The sequence below is a fragment of the Lactobacillus acetotolerans DSM 20749 = JCM 3825 genome (assembly GCF_001436775.1).
In the GTDB taxonomy this organism is placed as follows: Bacteria; Bacillota; Bacilli; order Lactobacillales; family Lactobacillaceae; genus Lactobacillus; species Lactobacillus acetotolerans.
In genome coordinates this window covers 12,955-35,635 of the sequence record NZ_AYZC01000013.1, presented here as the reverse complement: position 1 = coordinate 35,635, position 22,681 = coordinate 12,955, and the positions used below count along the sequence as shown (strand labels likewise).

Genomic DNA, 22,681 nt, shown 5'->3' with positions numbered 1-22,681 from the left:
ATTTGACTCCTTTTAATTTATATTTAAACGTTACCGCAAACTATTTTACACTTAGTTTTATCGAATAATTCAATATGTTTATAATGTTGAATCCCTTGAAATTCTATAAGATATAATAATTTATTATTTTTATAAACAGCAAAATCAAAAGGTAAAGAACGTTTATTTCTGCAATTACTAAATTTAACCTGTTCTTTAAAAGAAACACGATGATCAATAAGATATATGCGAATAGCTTTTTCTCCTTTAGATGTTGCACAAAATGGGCAACCAGTTTCATTTCTTGAAAGCATACTTGGTATTGAAATAAAATGTCGTTTACATTTATTATCAAAACATACAGCTTTTTTACTAGCCCTGGTGTAATGCGAACTAACTTTATACCTATTTCCAGTTGTTAATTTTAAAATTTGATTCATTTTTTTAAACGAATAGGCATTAGAATCTCCTCTTCGCTTAGATGCACTATAGGGGCAGCGTTCTTCAGACACTATAAAATTATGAGGAGTCATATAAAATAAATTACCACATTCTTTATGTAATATTTTTACTTTCTTTTTAGAAGAAATTACTAAACCAATTAATTTATAATCTTTCGCATATCTATTAAGATATTTTTTAAAACTGATAGTAGTAATTTTAGCTTTCCCGCTACATTGCGGACAACCATGTCCTTTATATACAACATAAGGTTCAGTTGACCATTTATAGTTACACACTTTACATTGCATTTCAGTTTTATTCTTAGCACCATTATATTTACCAATCATAATAATAGTACCTTTACTTTCTTTAAATATCCTATTCGCTACACTTTCTTGATTACCATTAATATGATGGTAACAGTTCTTACCAATATGATAGGTCATTAAAGTTTTAGCAGTTTCATCAAATTTACGACCACATTTTTTACACTTTACTGTAATTTTTGCATATTCATTCCTATATTTACTTAAAATTTTATATTGATCGTGTTGAATATAATTTACTTTTTTTATGAATTTATCATTGGTTAAACGTTTCATAATTATATTTTAATTCAATACATAACAAGTACTTCTTTAAAAACAATTAAATTTGTTAAGTTTTAGACAAGAAAACTATTGTGACTCACCTTTCCTGCTAAAATAGCTTATGAAATGTTTATTTTATAGGCAGGGACTTAATTGTGAGAATAAATAATTGGGTTGTAGTGCTTAGCTCTGCAATCATTTTGTTACTACTCATCATTAACATTAAAAATTCTCGCCGCTTTAATCTTTACGATCGTTGGCTACACCACAAATTGATCCGTAATCATGATGGCTTTAGCTGGCAAGTAATCGCCTTTTTAAATGATCCTAAGTTAATGGTAGTTTGGGCTGTACTTCTAGCTGCATTTTTAATTAATGAAGAGAAAAATATTACAGCTTTATGGGTTTTGGCAACCTTGGGATTTGCTGACGCCACAGGAATTATTTTAAAAAGAACTATCCATAGAAGACGTCCTTTCGAACACTCAGATTTAGAAAGTGGTTATAGCTTCCCAAGTGGACACGTTCTAGGTGCCACAACCATGGCGTTAATTCTTTTGCAACTTTTTGGTAAAAAATTAGGTTTGAGCTTCATCATTCTTCTTGGTGTCATTTGGGTCATGGTAATTGTCTCAAGGTTAAGTTTACGGGCACATTACCCATCAGACGTTATTGGTGCAGCGAGTCTAGCAATTCTCTGCTTTAGTATTTCACAACAAATTTTTTTGGCAATCATCTAAAATAACTTTTTAATCATGTAAACCGCTTTCATATGTTTACACCATCACAAAGTTAGGCTAAAATTTGATTTGTAGAGATTGGAGCAAATGCTCCAACGATGTTCGTACATTAATTCGGTACAACATCATAATTTTTTAGGAGGTTTTTTGATGTTAAAATCAGTCATTGAAAATATTCATGCACTTGAAATCTTTGATTCACGTGGCAACCCAACTGTTGAAGCTTTCGTTACCCTTTCAAACGGTATCGTAGGCAAGGCTGAAGTTCCATCTGGTGCTTCAACTGGTGAAAACGAAGCCGTTGAATTACGTGACGGTGGTAAGCGTCTTGGTGGTAAAGGCGTTACCAAAGCTGTTAACAACGTTAACACTAAGATTGCTAAAGCTTTAAAGGGTATGGACCCACACGATCAAGCTAAGATCGACCAAACTATGATCGACTTAGACGGTACCCCTAACAAAGCTAAGCTTGGTGCTAATGCTATCTTAGGTGTATCTATGGCCGTTGCTGTTGCTGCAGCTAAAGACAGTCATGAACCATTATACAGATACCTTGGTGGTACTGACATTGAAATGCCACAAACATTCCACAATGTTATCAATGGTGGTGAACACGCCGACAACGGTATCGATGTTCAAGAGTTTATGATCACCCCAGTTAACAAGACTTCATTCCGTGACGGTTTCGAAAAGATCGTTAACACTTACCACACCTTGAAGAAAGTTCTTGAAGGTATGGGCTTTGAAACTGGTTTAGGTGACGAAGGTGGTTTCGCTCCTAACTTGAAGAGTTCCGAAGAAGCTTTAAAGGCTTTACACGAAGCTATTGTTAAAGCTGGTTACAAGCCAGGCAAAGATATCGCTATTGCCTTTGACTGTGCTGCTTCTTACTTCTACAACAAAGATGACAAGAAGTATCACTTTGAAGGTAAAGTTCTTGATGATCAACAATTATCAGATTACTACGACAAGTTATTCAAGGAATTCCCAGAAATAATTTCTATCGAAGACCCATATGACGAAAACGATATCGATGGTATGGTTAAATTCACTAAGAGCCACAAAGACAAGATTCAAATTGTTTTGGATGACTTCATTTGTACTAACCCAAAGCTTTTAGCTAAGGCTATCAAGGAAGGTGCAGGTAACGCCGCATTAATCAAGTTGAACCAAATCGGTACTGTTAGTGAAACTCTTGAAACAGTTCGTCTTTCACGTAAGAATGGCTACAACACCATGATTTCTCACCGTTCAGGTGAAACTGGTGACACCTTCTTAAGTGACTTCGCTGTTGCTGTAAAGGGTGGCCAATTAAAGGCTGGTGCTCCTGCACGTTCAGAACGTGTTGAAAAGTACAACCGTTTGCTTGAAATTGAAAGTGAACTTGGCAAGGGTGAGCACATCGCTACATTCCCAGACAGCATTGACAAAGACTAATTAAGTTAGTTAATTCGATTTAAAATAAGCTTGCAGTTTTGCAAGCTTATTTTTTGTTTATTTTTTTCTTTAACCTAATAAAAAATTTTCAACTATGGCATAATTATGCTAGTTTAGATAATGTATTAATTATGAAAAGAAGGAAAATTATGTCTGAAAAATTTCATGGCTTGACACAAGCCGAAGCAGATAAACTCCTTAAGAAAAACGGCTTGAATGAGGTTCCAGAACCAAAATTCAATTTCTTTAAAGAATTCTTATCTAAATTATGGAATTTATCCGCATGGATTCTAGAAGCTGCCCTGCTTTTAGAATGTATTCTGGGTAAATGGATCCAGTCACTATTCGTGTTGCTAATGCTTTTATTCGCTGCATGGAATGGTGCTTCCAAGAAAAAGCAATCACGGCGAGTTTTAAATAATATCTCGCACAAATTGACCCCTACTGTTTCAGTCGAACGAGACGACAAGTGGACAACAATCGATTCAAAATATTTGGTTGTTGGCGACTTAATTAGTATCCAGGCTGGGGATGTTTTATCAGCCGATACTAAAATAATTAGTGGACAGCTTTCATTCGATGAAAGTTCAATCACTGGTGAAGCTAAAACCGTTAAAAAGAGTGTCAATGACAAAGCTTACGCCGGGACTACCGTAATGGAAGGCTCAGGCTTAGCTGTCGTCACCGCCACAGGTGCTGATTCACGATCCGGTAAGACTATTAATTTAATCAACAAATCTGCCGCTCCAGGTCATTTACAACAACTGTTAACCAAAATCATCTATTACCTCTGTATACTTGATGGTATTTTGACCCTTGTAATCATCATTGCCTCATTCTTCAAGGGTGGCAATCTCAATACGTTGGTCAATATGCTGCCATTCCTGGCCATGATGTTTATTGCTTCTATCCCAGTTGCAATGCCTTCAACTTTCGCCCTATCTAACTCCTTTGAGGCAACCAGATTAAGTAAACAAGGCGTTTTAACTTCAGATCTGACTGGTATTCAAGACGCAGCCAACTTAAACCTAATTTTGTTGGATAAGACCGGCACTATCACTGAAAATAAGACTGCAGTCGCCCACTGGACAAATTTTAGCAGTTTAAATAATGATCAAGTATTAGAGTTTGCCAGTGCAGCAATCGATCAGAGAAATAAGAAAATCATTGATACTGCAATTGATGATTATGTAACCGCAAAAGGTTTACCGATTAAAACTGGTGATGATTTTACCCCCTTCACTTCAGCCACAGGTTATTCCATGGCCGACGTTGACGGACATAACGTAAAACTCGGTTCTTTCAAGCAACTTTCATTAATTGATGAAGACGCTAACCAAAAAGTACAAGACGTCGACTTCGGAGCCGGACGTTCTGTTGCCCTTTTAATTGATAATAAACTGGCTGGTGTATTTATTTTACAAGATAAGGTTCGTAAAGATTCTAAGGCAGCCTTAGCCGAACTTAAAAAGCGCGGTGTGCGCCCAATCATGTTAACGGGTGACAACCAACGAACCGCTGCTTCTGTGGCTAAACAAGTCGACTTAAAGGGCAACGTTATTTCCATTCACGACTTTAATGAAAATACTGACATTACTAAATTAGCTGGAATTGCTGACGTTTTACCAGAAGATAAACTACGGATGGTCAAATTCTTCCAGAAGAAAGGTTACATCGTTGGTATGACTGGTGATGGTGTTAATGACTCTCCTGCATTGAAACAAGCCGAAGTTGGGATTGCCGTATCAAATGCCGCCGATGTTGCTAAACGATCTGGTAAAATGGTCTTGCTTAATGATGGCTTAACCTCAATTGTCAAAATTTTGGATGCTGGCCACCGAGTTTATCAAAGAATGACAACCTGGTCATTGACTAAATTAGCTAGAACGGCTGAATTGACCATGCTTTTAACTTTTGGATACCTCTTCTTCAACTACATCCCTATGGCATTAAACGCTATGGTTATTTACACCATTATGAACAACATGGTTACCATGATGATCGGTACCGACCGAACCCATATTACTTATAAGCCAGAGAATTGGAACATGGCAAAACTCGCCAAAATTGCCTTTTCACTAGCTGCTGGTTGGACAGTTATTGGAATTGGATTTATTTACTACCTCAACACGCACAACTGGGGACACGGAACAATTTCAACTATGGTCTATGTTTACTTAGTATTAAGTGCTATGTTGATCGTTCTCATTACCAGAACCAAGAAATACTTCTGGCAAGATCACCCAGCTAAATTAGTCGGCATGGTTCAAATTGCAGACGTTGTCTTAACCTTCATATTGGCACTGTTTGGCTTAGCCATGACCCAAATTTCCTGGGCTAACCTACTAATTACAGTAGTTATTGCCTTAGCTGCTGCTAACATAATTGATTTATTCTACCAACCAATTATGAAGAACAGATAAATAAAGATAATAATAGTAAAAAGAAACCGAATTAAATTCGGCTTCTTTTTTTCTGGATAAATCTGCTAGAATAGCTATTAGTAACTATCAAAGGAGAAAAATAATGGTTTGGGATTGGAACATCATCCGCAAAATAATTGAAATCTTATGGCTAATTGATATCGTTCTGGCTGGTTGGACAGTTTTTCGTAGTCACCGCGACATTGCTTCCACGTGGGCATGGCTTTTGGTCCTAATTGGTATCCCATATATTGGATTTCTTATTTACCTGTTTTTAGGCAGGCAAATTTCGCACGATGATATTTTTGCCATTCAAAATGAACAAAAGAAAATTCAGGATCAGTATCTAACCAAGCAGCAAGAAATGCTAAAGCAATACGACATGCTGCCAGAAAAGGAAAAATCTGAACGTGCACGGATGTTAACGACTTTAAATTTAAATACTGATAGTGCCTTCATTACCTTTGATAATAATGTAAAAATTTTTATAGACGGGACAAAATTATTTAAAGACATAATTGAAAAAATCAATAATGCTAAGGAATCTATCAATGTTGAATTTTACACTTTCTATTCCGATGATTTAGGTAACCATGTTTTAAAAGCTTTAGAAGGCGCAGCACGACGCGGTGTTAAAGTCAGGGTAATCTATGACGCAAGCGGCTCTTTAGGTACTAAGCCCTCTTATTTCAATAATCTACGCAAATTAGGCGGTGAGGTACAAACTTTTATTTCAACTTCAAGCAAATATTGGTTCAGAACTCCTCGGTTAAATTATCATTTGCACCGTAAACTAGTTATTATTGATCATAAAATTGGTTACATCGGTGGTTTTAACATTGGTGACCAATACGTTGACAAATCAAAAAAGTTTGGTCACTGGCGCGATACCCACCTTCAAGTAGTTGGCCAAGCAGCGATAATGATGGAAATTCGCTTTGCAATGGATTGGAATACCTCTTGCCGTAAATCTCGTTTACCTAAGTATAATTTAAAGAATTTAGATAAACTTAAACTCAAGCGCCCAACTTCAGAAGATCAAGTAGCTATGCAGATTGTTGCATCAGGACCAGATAGTCAAAATTTTGCAATTCGGCGTGGTTATGAAGGAATCATAGCAGGTGCACGAAAATACGTTTATATTCAATCACCATATTTAATTCCTGAACCTTCTATCTTGGAAGCTTTAATTGTTTCCGCTAAAAGTAGTGTCGATGTCCGTATAATGATTCCATGTATGGCGGATCACCCATTTGTATACCGAGCAACCGAATATTATGCAAAATATTTAACTGCTAACGGAATTAAGGTTTACAAGTATAACAATGGCTTCATTCACGCAAAGACTATGGTAAGCGGCTCAAATATTTGTTCAGTCGGTTCAGCTAATCAAGACTACAGAAGTTATATGTTAAATTTTGAGGTTAACTCATTTAACTACAGTCCTAAACTAGCAGAAAAATTAAAGAAAATCTTTGAAGATGATTTAGAGCAATCAACTTTATTAACCAATGAGTACTTTGATGAACAATCTCATTGGCGTAAATTTAAGCAGTACTTCTCAAGGCTGTTATCACCAATACTTTAATAAAACGAAATGGTTTCTGCCAACTATAGCGGAAACCATTTTTTTCTATCTTTAATTAATGTAAAAGCATTTCATAAACATAAGAAGTTTCATCTAAACAATACACACCGTGAAGTGAACCAACACGTTTGAACCCCATCTTATCAATTAGGTGCTGCATTGCCTTATTATCTTCATGCGTATCTATTCGAATTGAATCTATATCTTTACGGTTATCACGAATATAATTAACCACTTCAGTTAAAAGCTTGGTTGCATAACCATTACCCGCGTGTTTGGAATGAATGGCTACTCGGTGAATGACAACATACTTATTAGTATCCTTTAACCATTTACCCTTCATCTTATCGTAAGAGTGATCAGGTGCATCAACAATTGAAATAGCTCCTACAGTTTGCTGGTCTTGCGAAATAGCTAAATAAGCCCAACCTTTTTCAATATCTTCGTTAACTTGATCTGGAGACGGGTAATCACCCTGCCATTGATCAACTCCGTGCTCGGCTAATTGGTTGGCACCATCTTTTAATATATCCATAATTTGATCAAAATCAGCTTTTGTAGCTTGTCTAAGTTTCAAATTTTTTACTCTCCTTTTAAAATAGCGTTTTTAATTATATAGAAAATTAGATTGCTTGTAAAAGATTAGTGATTAAACTCTATATTTATTTAGACAATCAAAAAAGCTTTGGTTCACATTACAAACCAAAGCTTTAATATAATTTCCTAAATTTAAGCACCATGGAATTCAACAAGTGAGAAAATATCCAAATCTGATAATTTCTTATACCCATTCAAATCAGGCAATACAACATAAAATGCTGCACCAACTACTTCACCACCAAGAGTTTCTACTAATTGCTTAGTAGCTCTTAAAGTGCCAGAGGTAGCCAATAAATCGTCACAGACAACAACTCTTTGACCAGGCTTAATTGCATCCTTATGCATTTCCAAACTGTTAGAGCCGTATTCCAAGTCATATGAAGCACGTACTACAGGCCGTGGTAATTTATGTGGTTTTCTAGCAGGAACAAAGCCCAAGCCTAATTCAGTGGCAACTGGACAGCCAACAATAAAGCCACGTGCCTCAGGACCAACGATAACCTCAGCTTTCTTACTTTTAGCATATTCAGCTAATTTATGTGTAGCAAGTCGATAAAGTTTACCATCTTGTACAATTGGTGTAACGTCTCGATAAACTATCCCTTTATTAGGGAAATTCGGAACACTTGCAATATGTTCTTTAAAAATGTTTGCCATAAGAAGAAAAAGCCTCCAAAAAATTTTAGTGCTTGTTTACAAACACGCTTGACTTTTATATTCTAACAAACTTTTAACTCAAAAGCATTAAAAGCCAAAATTTTTATTAATTATTTGATGAGATTATTAACATATGCCAATAATTGTTGACTTGGCATATTACGCAATTCCCGAACAAACTTTATTTGTGACTGTGTTGCCAGCAAATATTTAGAAGCCGTGAGTGGCTTCTTTTCAGGATTCTTCTTTCCAACTAATTTATCGTTATCAAGTTGCACAAATCCTAATTCAAAGAAAACCCGTAAAATAAACAAAATACTATCATAGTTTAAACCTAGATATGGAGCCACTGTGCGGTAGTCTTCAGGCTTTAAAGTAGGATGAGCATAAATATACTTCAAAACTTTGCCGAAGTAAGATTTATCTGGAATTCTTTCAACCAGTAATTGATCAAGTAAAAAGCGTAAGTATAATTGCTGATAATTGTTTTCTAACGCATGATCTAACTCAACTTGATTATGTGGCGCATCAAGTAAAACTACCGTTTCACCATTTGCATTATAATCTTTTGCTAAACTAATCTTATCTTCATCGATTCCCAAACTATTTTTAACAATTGCAATATTCTTCGGATCAAACAATAAATACCTGTCCGCGAAACCCATAACATAATTTTCTGAACGCATATCAATTACTTTGGTCGGCACAGCTAACTTAGGTGCAGCAAAAGATACGCCTTCCATGATCCCTTGTAAGGAAATTCTGTTGCGATAAGCATTTAAAGATAGCTGAACAAAAATTTTCGAAACAAAGGGTAACAAGTTATTGTTTAAGAATGCTTTATTAAAGCCAACAATATCAAGCTTACCATCACTTTTAACCGCATTAAACTTAACGTGCGTTTTATCTTTACCAATCTTATGAAAATCCATAATCTGTGGATCAGAAATACTGAAAACAGGCTGAGCATTATCGGTACCGAAAGGCCCTGCTTGATTCACCTCTGCTATCGTACTTGTAGCTAATCCCTTCATTGGCAGTTCCATATCATAATACTTAGTCTCCAGACCGCCCTTAACGTAGAAACTCTTTTCGAAGGCATCCCTTAAAGCATCGATCTTATCTTCAGTCATCGACAAGCCGCAAGCAAAATCATGACCACCAAACTTAGTTAACAATTTTTCTTTAAGCGGATTTAATGCATCGAATAGGTTAAAGCCAGGAATTGAACGGCCAGAACCCTTTATTTCACCAGCAGCATTTTTAGTCAAAATAACTGTTGGCTTATGCAGTTTTTCAACTATTTTATTTGCTACCAGGCCTAACACACCTTCATGAAAAGTTGGGTCATAAAGTACCAGCGTATTTTTACGTTGCCAGCTATTCTTCTTAACTTGCTTCAAACAAGCATTATAGACTTTAGTAGTTAATTTCTTACGTTTCTCATTTAATTTCTCAACCTGATCAGCTAGCTTTTGCGCCTCAATGTCGTCATCACTAAGCAACAATTCAACCGCCAAATTAGCGTCTGCTAAACGGCCAACAGCATTTAACCGTGGAGCGATATTAAAACCAATATCAGTTTCATTAATGCTGCCCATAGTCAAGCCGGCATTTTTAATTAAAGCTCGCAATCCTGGACGATCAGTTTGGTTAAGTACCTCTAAGCCCCGCTTAACAATTATGTGACCTTCACCAGATACTTTAACCATGTCACCGATCGTACCGATCATTGCCAAATCTAGGAGTTCCGGCATAGGATCTTGCATTAAACTACGGCAAATAGTGTAAGCAATCCCTGCACCACAGTAATCATCAAAGGGATACTTTTGACCAGGATAATTACAGTGAACAATTGCATAAGCGTCGGGCAATTTATCTTGAATAGTGTGGTGATCGGTAACAATCGTGTCTACACCTTTATCTTTGGCATAAGCCACCTCATCGATCCCGGTAACCCCATTGTCAACCGTAATAATTAATTTGGAACCATCGGCAACAATTTGCTTGTAACGCTCCAAATTAGGTCCATAACCATCTTTAAAGCGGCTCGGTATGAAGTAATGGACATCGGCCCCAAGAATACTCAGTGTCTCTGTCATGATCGTTGTGGAAGTTATTCCATCCGCATCATAATCTCCATAAACAGTGATCTTTTCACCCTTATCAATTGCCTGGTTAATTCGCTTAACCGCTTTATCCATATCGTGCATAAGTGACGGATCTGCTAAATCATCTTCAGTTGCATTAAACCAAAAATTTAACTTTTCATCCGTATTAATCCCGCGCAAAGAAAACAACTTAGCCGCAATTGGGCTAAGTTGATACTTATCAATTAATTTAGGATCTAACTCTTCCGCAGTTCTTTGTTTCCACTTCATAATTTAAGTTTGGAACCCTTCATAATATCTATTCTGCCAATCTTATTTTTTCTTAATATCGTCATCATTCATCTTAAGTACGGCCATGAACGCATCTTGTGGTATTTCTACCTTGCCAACAGCTTTCATCCGCTTCTTTCCCCGCTTCTGTTTCTCAAGCAACTTAGCACGTCTATCTGGATCACCTGTGTGGATTTTCCAGGTAACATCTTTTCTATAAGGCTTAACAGTAGCACGAGAAATAATCTTTGAGCCAATTGCCCCTTGAATATCAACCTCGAAGTTTTGCCGCGGAATTAGTTTCTTCAGTGTTGAAGTCATTTGCCGGGCTCTTGGTTGCGTTTCATCCCTGTGTGCAATAAAGCTCAGGGCATCAACCGGTTTCTTATTTAATAAGATATCAATCTTAACCAGATCGGTAGTCTTATAGCCGGTAATCTCATAATCAAGTGAAGCATAACCTTTCGTGGAGGACTTCAAATCATCGAAGAAATCATAAATGATTTCGGCTAACGGCATATTGTAAATAACGTTTACCCGATATTTATCCAAGTAATCCATCGTTACAAATTCGCCCCGCTTATGCTGGCACAATTCCATTACCGGACCAACATAATCATTTGGAACCATGATCTCAGCTTTAACATAAGGTTCTTGTACTTCTTTATATTCACCTGCGTCAGGCAAATCAGATGGGTTATCAATTACTTTGGTTGAACCATCGTTCATAATTGCGTGGTAGTCAACTGATGGGGCCGTCATAATTAAATCAAGACCAAATTCTTGTTCCAGGCGTTCCTGAACAACGTCCATATGTAAAAGCCCTAAGAAACCACAACGAAAACCGAATCCCAAAGCAGTAGAAGTTTCTGGTTCAAATTCCAGTGCCGCATCGTTTAATTGCAATTTTTGCAAAGCATCCTTTAATTCATCGTACTTAGAATTATCAACCGGATACATACCAGAAAAGACCATCGGTGGAATTTGCCTATAACCGGGTAATGGTTCTGCCGTTGGTTTATTTGCGTCTGTAATCGTATCACCAACACGGGTTTCACGAACGGATTTAATGTTAGCCGTAAGGTAACCTACATCCCCAGCAACCAAAATATCTTTCTTAATCGGGTGCGGGCTAGATACACCGACTTCGGTAACCTCGTAATTTTTACCAGTATTCATAATTTGAATCTGATCACCTGGTTTAACGGTACCATCCTCAATTCGAACGGATAGTACTACCCCACGGTAATCATCGTACTTAGAATCAAAAATTAAAGCCTTAAGCGGAGCCTGCAAATCACCTGTTGGTGCGGGAATATCAGTTACGATTCTCTCAAGCAATTCAGGAATACCCTGTCCGGTCTTACCAGATACTTCGACCGCTCCAGAAGCATCCAAACCAAGCATTTCTTCAATTTCATTTTTGGTTCCTTCAGGATCAGCTGAAGGAAGGTCAATTTTATTAATAACCGGTAAGATCTTTAAATCATCATCAATCGCTAAATAAGTGTTAGCCAAAGTTTGTGCTTGTACACCCTGAGAAGCATCAACTACAAGTAAGGCACCCTCACAGGCAGCCAGCGACCGCGAAACTTCATAAGAAAAATCCACGTGCCCCGGTGTATCAATTAGGTGAAAAATATAATCTTCTCCATTTTTAGCATGGTATTTAACCTCAACTGAGTTCATCTTGATTGTGATACCGCGTTGCCGTTCAAGCGGCATATCATCAAGCATCTGATTTTTCAACTGCCGTTCAGACACAGTATCGGTCAATTCCAAAATACGGTCGGCAATAGTTGATTTACCATGATCGATGTGTGCAACAATTGAAAAGTTGCGAATATGTTTTTGATAGTCTTTTAATTTTTTAATATCCATAAATTATTTGCACCCTTTATTTCTATCTTATTATTATAGCAAAGGACTAGGAACAGGTGAAATCAAACAAATAAAAAAGATCCCAATGTTATTGATAACATCGGGATCAAATTTTAATCTATTACTTCAATTTATCTTTCAATCGTTCAAAAAAGCCCTTCTCTTGAGGGGTAATTGAACCACCGCCAGCTTTAACAAAGTCAACCAAAGCCTGCTTCTGCTTATCATTAATTGATTCCGGAATCTGAACTTTAACCGTTGTTATCTGGTTACCGTTTCCGTTACCTCTAAGATAAGGCACACCTTTGCCCCTCAAAGTAAACTGCTTATCGGGTTGCGTACCCGCAGGTATCTTCAACTTGCTGTCGCCATGGACAGTTTTAATGTTTATTTCGTCACCCAAAGTTGCTTGAGCAAAGGAAATCGGTACAGTCGTATAAATAGTATTGCCCCGTCTCTCAAAGTCTTTAGAAGGCTTAATCCGGTAACTAATGTATAAGTCACCGTAAGGGCCACCATTTTTACCTGCTTCACCTTGTCCTTCATAGCGAAGTTGTTGGCCATTGTCGATACCAGCCGGAATATCAACTTCAATGGTATTCTTCTTGTTTACGGTGCCTTTACCGTGACAAGTTTTACATGGATGTTCAATGATAACGCCACGGCCATGACACTTATCACAGGTAGTCTGCCGTCTAATAACACCCAGCATCGACTTCTGAGTTATGGTCATATAACCCGTACCATGACACTTATCACAGGTAACCGGATGTGTACCTTTTTCGGCACCATTACCACCACAAGTTGGACAAGTCTCATCACGTGTATAACTTACTTGGGTCTTTTTACCATTAATGGCATCCATAAAATCAATGTTCAGGGTATAGTCAAGGTCTTGACCACGCTGTGGAGCAGTTGGATTGGCTTGTTGCCTTTGGCCGCCACCGTTAAAGAAGTCATTAAAAATATCACCAAAGTCACCGAAGCCGCCAAAGTCGCCGTATCCGGCACCTTGACCGGCACCAGCATTGCCAAAGCCGCCTTGACCATTTACACCAGCCTGACCAAATTGATCATACTGAGCACGTTTCTTCCTGTCATGCAAAACTTCATAAGCTTCGTTAACTTGTTTATACTTTTCCTCTGCTCCTGGTGCATGGTTTAGGTCAGGGTGATACTTCTTAGCCAACTTACGGTAGGCAGAATTGATTTCTTTTTCACTGGCATTGCGATCAACACCCAAAACTTTGTAATAATCTTCTTGTGCCATCTATCAAAAGCTCCTTACTTTCCAAAAGAAAAGAACTACTCAACGGGCAGTTCTTTTCTAATTTATTCAATTATAAACCCATTACTTATTTGGGTCTACTTTATGGAAATTGCCATTTTCAGCGTTACCATCATTTGGGTTACCACCTTGTGGTCCTTTAGGACCTTGAGGGCCCTTAGGGCCAGCTTGTGGACCTGCCTGACCAGCTGCACCTTGATTGCCACCGTTAGCTTGGTATAACTTAACAGCTAAATCTTGAGCAACTTTGGATAAAGCATCTTTCTTCTTCTTCATTTCATCCAAATCATTGTCTTTTTGAGCTTTCTTCAAGTCAGCCAATGCATCCTTGACCTTCTTAGTATCGGCATCAGGAACTTTGCCCTTAGTCTCTTTCAAGGTCTTTTCAGTGGTGAAGATTAATTGATCAACGTCGTTGCGTAAATCAACTTCCTTCTTCTTCTTCTTATCTTCATCAGCGTGCTCTTCAGCTTCTTTTTGCATCTTCTTGATTTCTGCATCAGACAAGCCAGATGAACTCTTAATAGTAATCTTTTGTTGCTTACCAGTACCCATATCTTTAGCAGATACATTTACAATACCGTTCTTATCGATATCAAATGTAACCTTAATTTGTGGGACACCACGTGGAGCTGCTGGAATATCAGTCAATTGGAAGTTACCAAGTGTCTTGTCATCTGCAGCCATTGGACGCTCACCTTGAAGTACGTGAACATCTACAGCCGTTTGATTATCAGCGGCAGTAGAGAATATCTGACTCTTAGAGGTTGGAATCGTAGTGTTCTTATCAATTAACTTGGTAAAGACACCACCCATGGTTTCAATTCCGAGTGACAGTGGGGTAACATCAAGCAAAACGATGTCTTTAATGTCACCTGAAATAACTCCACCTTGAATAGCGGCACCATCGGCAACGGCTTCATCTGGGTTGATTGAGTGATCTGGTTCTTTACCTGCCCATTCCTTAACAGCCTTTTGAACTGCTGGAATACGAGTAGAACCACCATTTAAAATAACTTTGTCAATATCGCCAACTGAAAGATCAGCATCCTTCAAAGCATTATTAAATGGAACTTTGGTCTTATCAACCAAGTCAGAAGTTAATTCATCAAACTTAGCACGAGTTAAATCAGCTTCCAAGTGTAATGGGCCAGATTCACCAGCAGAAATAAATGGAAGTGAAATGTGGGTTGATGATACACCTGATAAGTCTTTCTTAGCTTTTTCAGCAGCATCCTTTAAACGTTGTAATGCCATCTTGTCTTTGGACAAGTCAACACCATTTTCGTCTTTAAAGTTCTTGATCAACCAGTCCATGATGCGCTTATCAAAGTCATCACCACCAAGGTGAGTATCACCATTAGTTGACAGTACTTGGAAGACACCGTCACCTAATTGCAAAATGGAAACATCAAATGTACCACCACCGAGGTCATAAACAAGGACTTTTTCATCATCATTATCTTTGTCCAACCCGTAAGCAAGTGCAGAAGCAGTTGGCTCATTAATGATTCTCTTAACATTTAAACCGGCAATCTTACCAGCATCTTTAGTTGCTTGCCGCTGTGCATCGTTGAAGTAAGCAGGAACAGTGATAACTGCATCAGTAACTTTTTCACCCAAATAATCTTCAGAGAATTTCTTAATGTACTGTAAGATCATTGCTGAAATTTCTTGTGGTGTATAGCTCTTATCACCAATCTTAACTTTATAATCCTTCTCACCCATGTGACGCTTAATTGAACTTACAGTGTTAGGGTTAGTAATTGCTTGCCGTTTAGCAACTTCACCTACTTGAATTTCACCATCTTTAAAAGCAACAACAGATGGGGTAGTCCGATTACCTTCTGGGTTAGTAATAATTTTAGGTTCTTTACCTTCAAGAACGGCAACTGCAGAGTTAGTAGTTCCTAGGTCAATTCCAATAACTTTAGCCATTTATAAACTTCCTTTCATTACTGTGCAACAACAACCATTGCTGGTCTTAATGTACGGTCCTTATATTGATATCCTTTTTGTAAAACTTTAACAACATGATCTTTTTGATCGTCACTCTTTGCAGGAACGGTTTGTACTGCCTGGTGCAAAGTTGGATCAAATTTAACGCCTTCGGCTTTGATCTCAACAATCCCATGATCTTTCATGGCTTTCACAAGTGAATCAAGTGTCATTTGGACACCTTTCTTCAATTGCTTTGAATCCTTATCATCAACTTCAGCATTTAAAGCACGCTCCAAATTATCCATTGCTGGTAAAACATCCTTGGCCAAATCTTGTGATTGATATTTAATCAGTTGGGATCTTTCTTTAGCGTAACGATTTTGCATATTTTGATTTTCTGCTTCGCTACGTAAGAATTTATCTTCCAGCTTTTTATTTTTATCTTTCAAGTCAGCAATTTCTTTATCTAATTTTTCATTGCTGTCTTTCTTTGTCTCTTCTTTTTTCTTAGTATCAGGCTTAGCCTTTGTTTTCTTAGTTTTAGAAGAAACATCCTTTTTATCTATATCTTTTTCGCTTGGAAACTCTTCTTTACTCACGGCTAACCTCCTTTATTGAAATCTACCGTAATAATCGAGCAATTTCTTGGCCAACTCATTCCTAAAATATTCTAGCAAACCAATCACTTGTGAATACGGCATATTCGTTGGTCCCAGCAAGGCGATTACGCCTTTACCATGTGAACCAACATTATACTCAGCTGTCAACAAACTGTAGTTTTTCAACAATTCATTAGGTAGCTCCGATCCTAAACTAACTCGTACCGGGTACCTGCCCTTTTTAGATTTACTACAGTTATCCATCAAACTAGAAATCAGATCATCATGATCAACTAATTCGTAAAGGGAGCGCAGATCTTTTACATCCTTCTTAGATGTATTATTTAGTAAATTAATCTGCCCATCCACATACATCTGCTCACTGGCTGCATCCTTAATGACATCTTCGACCAAACTAACAAGTTCACTCGCATGTTTGCCACCGTGCTCAACACCCAACTTTTTCTTCAGCAGTGATGGGGTAATCTCCTTTAAAGTCTTACCAACTAGTTCATCATCTATCATTCTGACCGCTTTTTCAACTTCATCGCCATGAACATTGTACGGCAGAGCATAAACCTGATTCTGAACGTTACCATCACTAGTTACTAAAATTGCCATTACTTGTCGGTTAGATAAGGGAACAATTCTAAAACCGGTAACCGTCACGTCATGACTCTCAGGTCCCTCTGCAAAAGCCGTATAATTCGTCAAATCCGACAAAATCTTGGCAGCTTCCTGGACTATTTCATTAACTTGATGAAACGGTCGATCTAATTCACTAACTATCTGATTATAAACAGATTCAGGTAATTGCAGCGGTTCAACCAAGTTATCAAGATAATAACGATAGCCATCACTCGATGGGATCCGGCCGCTAGAAGAATGAGTCTTTTCAATCAAAACTTTATCTTCTAATACCGCCATTTCATTGCGGATAGTTGCACTCGAAACCTTCATCGGTAATTGATTCATTACCGTCTTTGAGCCAACCGGGTCATGTGTCTTAGTAAAATCCTTAATGATTGTTTTTAAAATAAGTTCTTGACGCTCGGTCAACATAAATATCGCCCTCACTTTTAGCACTCTTATCTCTTAGGTGCTAACAGATTATATAATACTACCTTTTAGCAGAATGTCAAGGTGAGTGCTAAACTTATTTCATTTTTTTGTATCTATTAAGAAAAAATCCACCTGGAAATTATCCAATAGGTGGATTCTAATCATTTTTAGCAAAATATGCCTTAATTTGTTTTTGGTCGCGTTTTAACTGGTCTTTCAAAGCCTGCAGCCCGGAGAATTTAATTTCCCCACGAGTATACTTATACCATTTAATGATCATTTTTTGCCCGTATGCTTCTTTATTAAAGCCAAATAAGTTCGATTCAATGTAAATTCTTCTGCTCTGATTCAAAGTTACATTGTAACCAACACTTGTCATGGAATCATACCACTTGCCGCCAATTTTAGTTTTAGTAGCATAGACACCAATTTTAGGAATAACCTTTTTATTCTTCCAAACCAAATTAGCCGTAGGAAAACCAAGCTTATGGCCATTACGCAGGCCACGACCGATTGTTCCGCTCATTACATAGTGTGACCCCAGCAATTCATAGGCTAATTCCATATTGCCATCTCTAACTGCCCTTTTAATCTCCGTTGAACCAATCTTCTTACCGTCAAAAGTCTGCTTAGGGACGTCAATTATGTTAAACCTGCCTTGCGCAAATTTAGGCAAATTTTTCATATTAGCCACATCTTTAGGGCCATAAGTGTAATCAAAACCTGCGACAACAGTATCTGGTCGTAATTTCACAATCATGTTATCAACAAATTCTTGAGCATTTAATTCACTAAATTTTTTAGTAAAAGCAGCCACTAATAGGTAGTCAACCCCTAATTGCTGCATTTTAAAAGCTTTTTCATCCAAGCTGTCAATATAAGCAAAATTGGCTTTTTTCTCGTAAACTTCCTTAGGATGACGGTCAAATGTCATGACTGCCAGTGGTAAAGATTTTCTCTTAGCTACATCCCGCGCAACCGAAATTAGATGTTGGTGCCCTAAATGGACACCATCAAAAAAGCCGAGAGCCAAAACGATTTTGCTTGGTATTAAATTTTCTTTAACTGGATAAGTTAAATGGATAATTTTCACAATCGATTCCTTCATTTCACCTACTCATTTTGTAAAAGCATTAAATCAGGACGGTAAACCTCACCCTGTTTTTGATAAATTGCCTTAACTTTATTATTGTATCTTAACGCGACCTTTTTTGCATCGGAAGCTAACGGAACTGAACCCCCATTTTTGATTTTCATCCATACTTTGGACGACAAATCAATTGTTGGATAATCTTTAAAGAAATTATCTATCGGTTGGATTAACTTAGCTGCCTCATCGGGATTCGCAGTAATCTCATTTAATTTAACAGCTTGGTCAATATTAAAACCTGAGCTAGCCGTTCTGCGTAAATTAGTCATCACAGCTGGAACACCAAGTTTTACACCTAAATCATTAACTAGTGACCTAATATAAGTACCTTTACTGCATTTAATTACAAAAGCAAAGCTTTCTTGACCTTTTTCTTGGTCATACCGTGGTGCATTTACAAGTTTATATGAGAAAATATCAACCTGTCTTTTTGGCCGCTCAACTTTAATCCCTGCACGCGCATAGTCATAGAGGTGCTTACCATTAACTTTTACCGCAGAGTAAATAGGTGGAACTTGCTCAATTTCTCCTTCAAAACTTTTCATCGCTGCCTTTATTTGTTCGGCAGTTATACATTGAGTAAGTTTCTTTTCCTGCAAAACCTTGCCATCAGTATCATAACTATCGGTTGAATAGCCAAATAATCCCGTGCCGGTGTATTCTTTGGGTTTAGTATGCATTAGCTCAATTAATTTAGTCGCTTGACCAATGGCGATCGGCAAAACTCCCGTAACATTGGGATCAAGGGTACCGGCGTGACCCATTTTTTTAATATGTAATGCTTTGCGTAAATGATAAACCACGTCAGCGCTAGTTAAGCCTTTATCCTTATCAATAACTAAAATACCGTTTAACATATTTTATTCCTGTCTATATTAAAAAAAGCGCCATGACGGCGCTTTTCTATTTATTATTCCGTTCTGCATCTTGCTTTTTAACTTCAGCAATCAAACGGTCAATCTTACTACCATATTTTACGGAGTTATCACGCTTAAAAATAAGTTCTGGAACTTTATAAACCGTCAAAACTTGACCAAGCAAGTGACGCATCATTCCCTTTGCTTTCTTTAAGCCCTCTTTAACTTCTTTTTCTTTCTTAGGATCTTCTGTAAGCAAACTATAGTAAACCGTTGCATAAGAAAGATCATTGGTACACTCAACAGCAGTAAGAGTTACTTCACTTAATCGCGGATCGCGAATGTCCCTTTGTAAAATTTTGGTTAATTCACGGAGGATTTCTCCTTCAACACGACCAATTCTGTGTTTCATATTTCCCCCTACTAAAAATTACTTAGGTTTAACCTCTTGCTTTTCGAAGGCTTCAATCTGATCCCCGATCTTAATGTCGTTATAACCATCAATAGTCAGACCACAATCTAAACCTTGCTTAACTTTCTTAACGTCATCCTTAAATCTCTTCAGTGAGGCAACCTTACCTTTATAAACTACGACACCGTCACGAATAAGGTTAACACCGGAATCACGGGTGATATAACCAGAGTCAACGAATGCACCTGCAATCGTGCCTACCTTAGATACCTTCCAAGTTTCACGGACAGTTAAATTACCAGTAACCTTGTTTTCGTAAGTTGGTTCCAGCATACCCTGCATAGCGGCTTTAACATCATCAATTACCTTGTAAATTATACTGTAGAGACGAATATCAACACCGTCTTCTTCAGCCTGTGACTTAGCAGTTGCGGTCGGTCTTACATCGAACCCAATAATAAAGGCATTTGATGCACCAGCTAAAGTAACATCTGATTCATTAATAGCCCCTACGCCAGAGTGAATGATATTGACACGAACACCCTTGACTTCAATCTTTTCAAGTGATTGTTGTAAAGCTTCAACGGAGCCTTGAACATCAGCCTTAAGGACGATGTCAACTTCCTTCATGTTTTCCTTTTTCATTGTATCGAAGAGGTTATCCAGAGTTACATGTTGAACATTCTCACGGGACTTTTGCAGAGCTTGTTGTGCTCTTTGCTCACCAACGTTACGAGCAGTCTTTTCATCATTAAAGACAACCAGTTTATCGGCTGATTCAGGAACATCATTTAAACCGGTAATTTCAACTGGCATTGATGGCGTAGCTTTTTCAACCTGGTGACCACGATCATTAGTCATAACTCGGACTTTACCGAATCTATCACCAACAACGATTGGATCACCGTCATGCAGCGTACCTTGTTGAACCAAAACATCAGTAACAGGACCACGACCACGAGACAAACGAGCTTCAATAACAGTACCGATAGCTGCTTGCTTTGGATCAGCCTTTAATTCCATTACATCTGCTTGCAGTAAAATCATTTGTAACAGATCTTCAACATTTTCACCGGTTTTGGCAGAAATATTGACGAAAATGGTGTCACCACCATATTTTTCTGGAATTAAATTGTACTTCATTAATTGCTCAGTTACGTGCTTTGGATTTGCACCTGGAACATCAATCTTGTTAATTGCAACAATAATTGGAACCTTAGCGCTTCTCGCATGGTCAATAGCTTCGACAGTTTGGGGCATAACACCATCGTCAGCAGCTACAACTAAGACAACAATATCGGTAATTTCGGCACCACGTTCACGCATGTTTGAGAACGCAGCATGTCCTGGAGTATCTAAGAACGTAATCAAATGTTTATCAAGGTGAACTTGATAAGCACCAATCTTTTGGGTAATACCTCCTGCTTCATGAGCTGAAACATGGGTATGACGCAAACGATCAAGCAAAGTAGTTTTACCATGGTCAACATGGCCCATAATTGTAACTACAGGTGGACGCTTAACCTGGTTCTTTGACTTCTTTGAAGCTGCCATTCTCTTGTTGTAAAGTTTATCGATATCAGAAATATCTTCATGAACCTTTTCTTTAGCGTCAATACCATAATCAGCAGCTAAAAGTTCAATTGTATCTTTATCCAGAGATTGGTTTTGGTTGGTCATAACACCTAACATGAACAACTTCTTAACAATTTCAGCAGGTTCACGGTGTAATAACTTACCTATATCTTGGGCATTCATACCTTCTTTAAATACAAGAACCTTTGGTAATGGACGAGACTTTCTCTTAGTAGGCTGTTTCTTAGGAGCCTGCTCAAATTGACGTCTTCTATTCTTACGCTTACGTCTTTCTCTACGGTCTGAATGATTACCACGGTTAAAGAATTGATTTCTACCTTTACGGCCTGGTTTACCCATGTTACGGCTACGACCATGACCATTTCCACGACGGTTGTTTTCTTTTGCAGGTGTAGCTTTTGCTTTAGAACCGACAGCTGCATGTGGAGCTTCATTATTCTTCTTTAAACGAGCTGGTGAAGGTTTTAAAATCTTGGGGCCAATTACCTTTTTATCAGTTGTATCTTTCTTAGAAGCCTTCTTATCAACAGTCTTCTTTACATCCTTAGTCGATTCAGTTTTCTTTTCAGGATGCTTTAAACTTTGATGATACTGCTTTTTGGTTTCTTGTGCCTGCTCATTTAATGAATTTTCTTCAACACGTTGCTTTTGCTTTAATTGCTTTAATAAGTTGCGTGCAGCTGGCTTTGCTGCTCTTCTAGGTTGACCACCACGGCGGTTTTCGTTTTGACCACGATTGCGGTCATTTGAGCGGCGATTATTGTTATTGCGCCTTCTATTGTTTCTACGTTGATTATTGTTATTTTCGTGATTCTTTTCACTTTTACGAATAGAAGAAACAGAAATTTTAATTTTACTGCTCTTTTTAGAAGACTTCTCTTGCTTTTTAGCGGGAGCGGAGTTACGGAAACTACCCTTTAATTGATTCATTTGTGAATCATCTAGTGATGACATATGATTCTTCACATCAAAACCGAGGTCCTTTGCTTTATCGACCACGACTTTATTACTGATGCCTAATTCTTTTGCGATTTCGTAAATTCTTTTCTTAGCCAT

General features: G+C 37.7%; 17 protein-coding genes. 4 read left to right on the top strand and 13 right to left on the bottom strand.

What is annotated here, in order from left to right; genetic code table 11:
• Positions 1-23: 23 nt before the first annotated feature.
• Complete coding sequence (locus FC77_RS03305; protein WP_056970115.1) at positions 24-1,025, bottom strand: hypothetical protein; 1,002 nt, start codon at positions 1,023-1,025, stop codon at positions 24-26.
• A 149-nt stretch (positions 1,026-1,174) separates the two neighbouring features.
• Between FC77_RS03305 and FC77_RS03300 the strand changes: the two genes are divergently transcribed.
• The 4 genes from FC77_RS03300 to cls all read left to right on the top strand — a co-directional run bounded on the left by FC77_RS03300 (position 1,175) and on the right by cls (position 7,201).
• Complete coding sequence (locus FC77_RS03300) at positions 1,175-1,753, top strand: phosphatase PAP2 family protein (protein ID WP_056970116.1); 579 nt, start codon at positions 1,175-1,177, stop codon at positions 1,751-1,753.
• A gap of 150 nt (positions 1,754-1,903) precedes the next feature.
• Positions 1,904-3,190, top strand: a complete 1,287-nt coding sequence (gene eno / locus FC77_RS03295; protein ID WP_056970114.1) for a phosphopyruvate hydratase — start codon at positions 1,904-1,906, stop codon at positions 3,188-3,190.
• A gap of 149 nt (positions 3,191-3,339) precedes the next feature.
• Complete coding sequence (locus FC77_RS03290; RefSeq protein ID WP_056970113.1) at positions 3,340-5,613, top strand: HAD-IC family P-type ATPase; 2,274 nt, start codon at positions 3,340-3,342, stop codon at positions 5,611-5,613.
• Between the two features lie 103 nt (positions 5,614-5,716).
• The gene (gene cls, locus FC77_RS03285; protein ID WP_056970112.1) at positions 5,717-7,201 is read left to right on the top strand and encodes a cardiolipin synthase; all 1,485 of its coding nucleotides are present in this window, start codon (positions 5,717-5,719) and stop codon (positions 7,199-7,201) included.
• Between the two features lie 55 nt (positions 7,202-7,256).
• Here the strand turns inward: cls and FC77_RS03280 are convergent, their stop codons facing one another.
• From FC77_RS03280 to infB, 12 genes are all read right to left on the bottom strand, one after another.
• Positions 7,257-7,778: a GNAT family N-acetyltransferase gene (locus FC77_RS03280; RefSeq protein WP_054681592.1), complete on the bottom strand. Its 522-nt coding sequence runs from the start codon at positions 7,776-7,778 to the stop codon at positions 7,257-7,259.
• Between the two features lie 152 nt (positions 7,779-7,930).
• Positions 7,931-8,458, bottom strand: a complete 528-nt coding sequence (locus tag FC77_RS03275) for an adenine phosphoribosyltransferase (RefSeq protein WP_054681590.1) — start codon at positions 8,456-8,458, stop codon at positions 7,931-7,933.
• 110 nt (positions 8,459-8,568) lie between these two features.
• The gene (recJ, locus tag FC77_RS03270; protein ID WP_054681588.1) at positions 8,569-10,839 is read right to left on the bottom strand and encodes a single-stranded-DNA-specific exonuclease RecJ; all 2,271 of its coding nucleotides are present in this window, start codon (positions 10,837-10,839) and stop codon (positions 8,569-8,571) included.
• A 42-nt stretch (positions 10,840-10,881) separates the two neighbouring features.
• Positions 10,882-12,720, bottom strand: a complete 1,839-nt coding sequence (gene lepA, locus FC77_RS03265; protein WP_056970111.1) for a translation elongation factor 4 — start codon at positions 12,718-12,720, stop codon at positions 10,882-10,884.
• A gap of 121 nt (positions 12,721-12,841) precedes the next feature.
• Positions 12,842-13,990 carry a molecular chaperone DnaJ gene (gene dnaJ / locus FC77_RS03260; RefSeq protein WP_056970110.1) on the bottom strand — a complete coding sequence of 383 codons (1,149 nt, stop codon included), beginning with the start codon at positions 13,988-13,990 and terminating at the stop codon, positions 12,842-12,844.
• 81 nt (positions 13,991-14,071) lie between these two features.
• Positions 14,072-15,946 carry a molecular chaperone DnaK gene (gene dnaK, locus FC77_RS03255; protein ID WP_056970109.1) on the bottom strand — a complete coding sequence of 625 codons (1,875 nt, stop codon included), beginning with the start codon at positions 15,944-15,946 and terminating at the stop codon, positions 14,072-14,074.
• Positions 15,947-15,963: 17 nt separating this feature from the next.
• Positions 15,964-16,548 carry a nucleotide exchange factor GrpE gene (gene grpE / locus FC77_RS03250; RefSeq protein WP_056970108.1) on the bottom strand — a complete coding sequence of 195 codons (585 nt, stop codon included), beginning with the start codon at positions 16,546-16,548 and terminating at the stop codon, positions 15,964-15,966.
• A gap of 12 nt (positions 16,549-16,560) precedes the next feature.
• Entirely contained in the window at positions 16,561-17,610 is a 1,050-nt protein-coding gene (gene hrcA, locus FC77_RS03245) for a heat-inducible transcriptional repressor HrcA (protein ID WP_054681585.1), read from the bottom strand.
• Between the two features lie 157 nt (positions 17,611-17,767).
• On the bottom strand, positions 17,768-18,718 hold the full coding sequence (gene ribF, locus FC77_RS03240; protein ID WP_169790073.1) for a riboflavin biosynthesis protein RibF: 951 nt from the start codon (positions 18,716-18,718) through the stop codon (positions 17,768-17,770).
• 5 nt (positions 18,719-18,723) lie between these two features.
• Positions 18,724-19,617: a tRNA pseudouridine(55) synthase TruB gene (gene truB / locus FC77_RS03235; protein ID WP_056970106.1), complete on the bottom strand. Its 894-nt coding sequence runs from the start codon at positions 19,615-19,617 to the stop codon at positions 18,724-18,726.
• Between the two features lie 46 nt (positions 19,618-19,663).
• Positions 19,664-20,029 carry a ribosome-binding factor A gene (locus FC77_RS03230; protein ID WP_054681583.1) on the bottom strand — a complete coding sequence of 122 codons (366 nt, stop codon included), beginning with the start codon at positions 20,027-20,029 and terminating at the stop codon, positions 19,664-19,666.
• An 18-nt stretch (positions 20,030-20,047) separates the two neighbouring features.
• Positions 20,048-22,681, bottom strand: coding sequence for a translation initiation factor IF-2 (gene infB, locus FC77_RS03225; protein ID WP_054681581.1), 2,634 nt, complete (start codon positions 22,679-22,681; stop codon positions 20,048-20,050).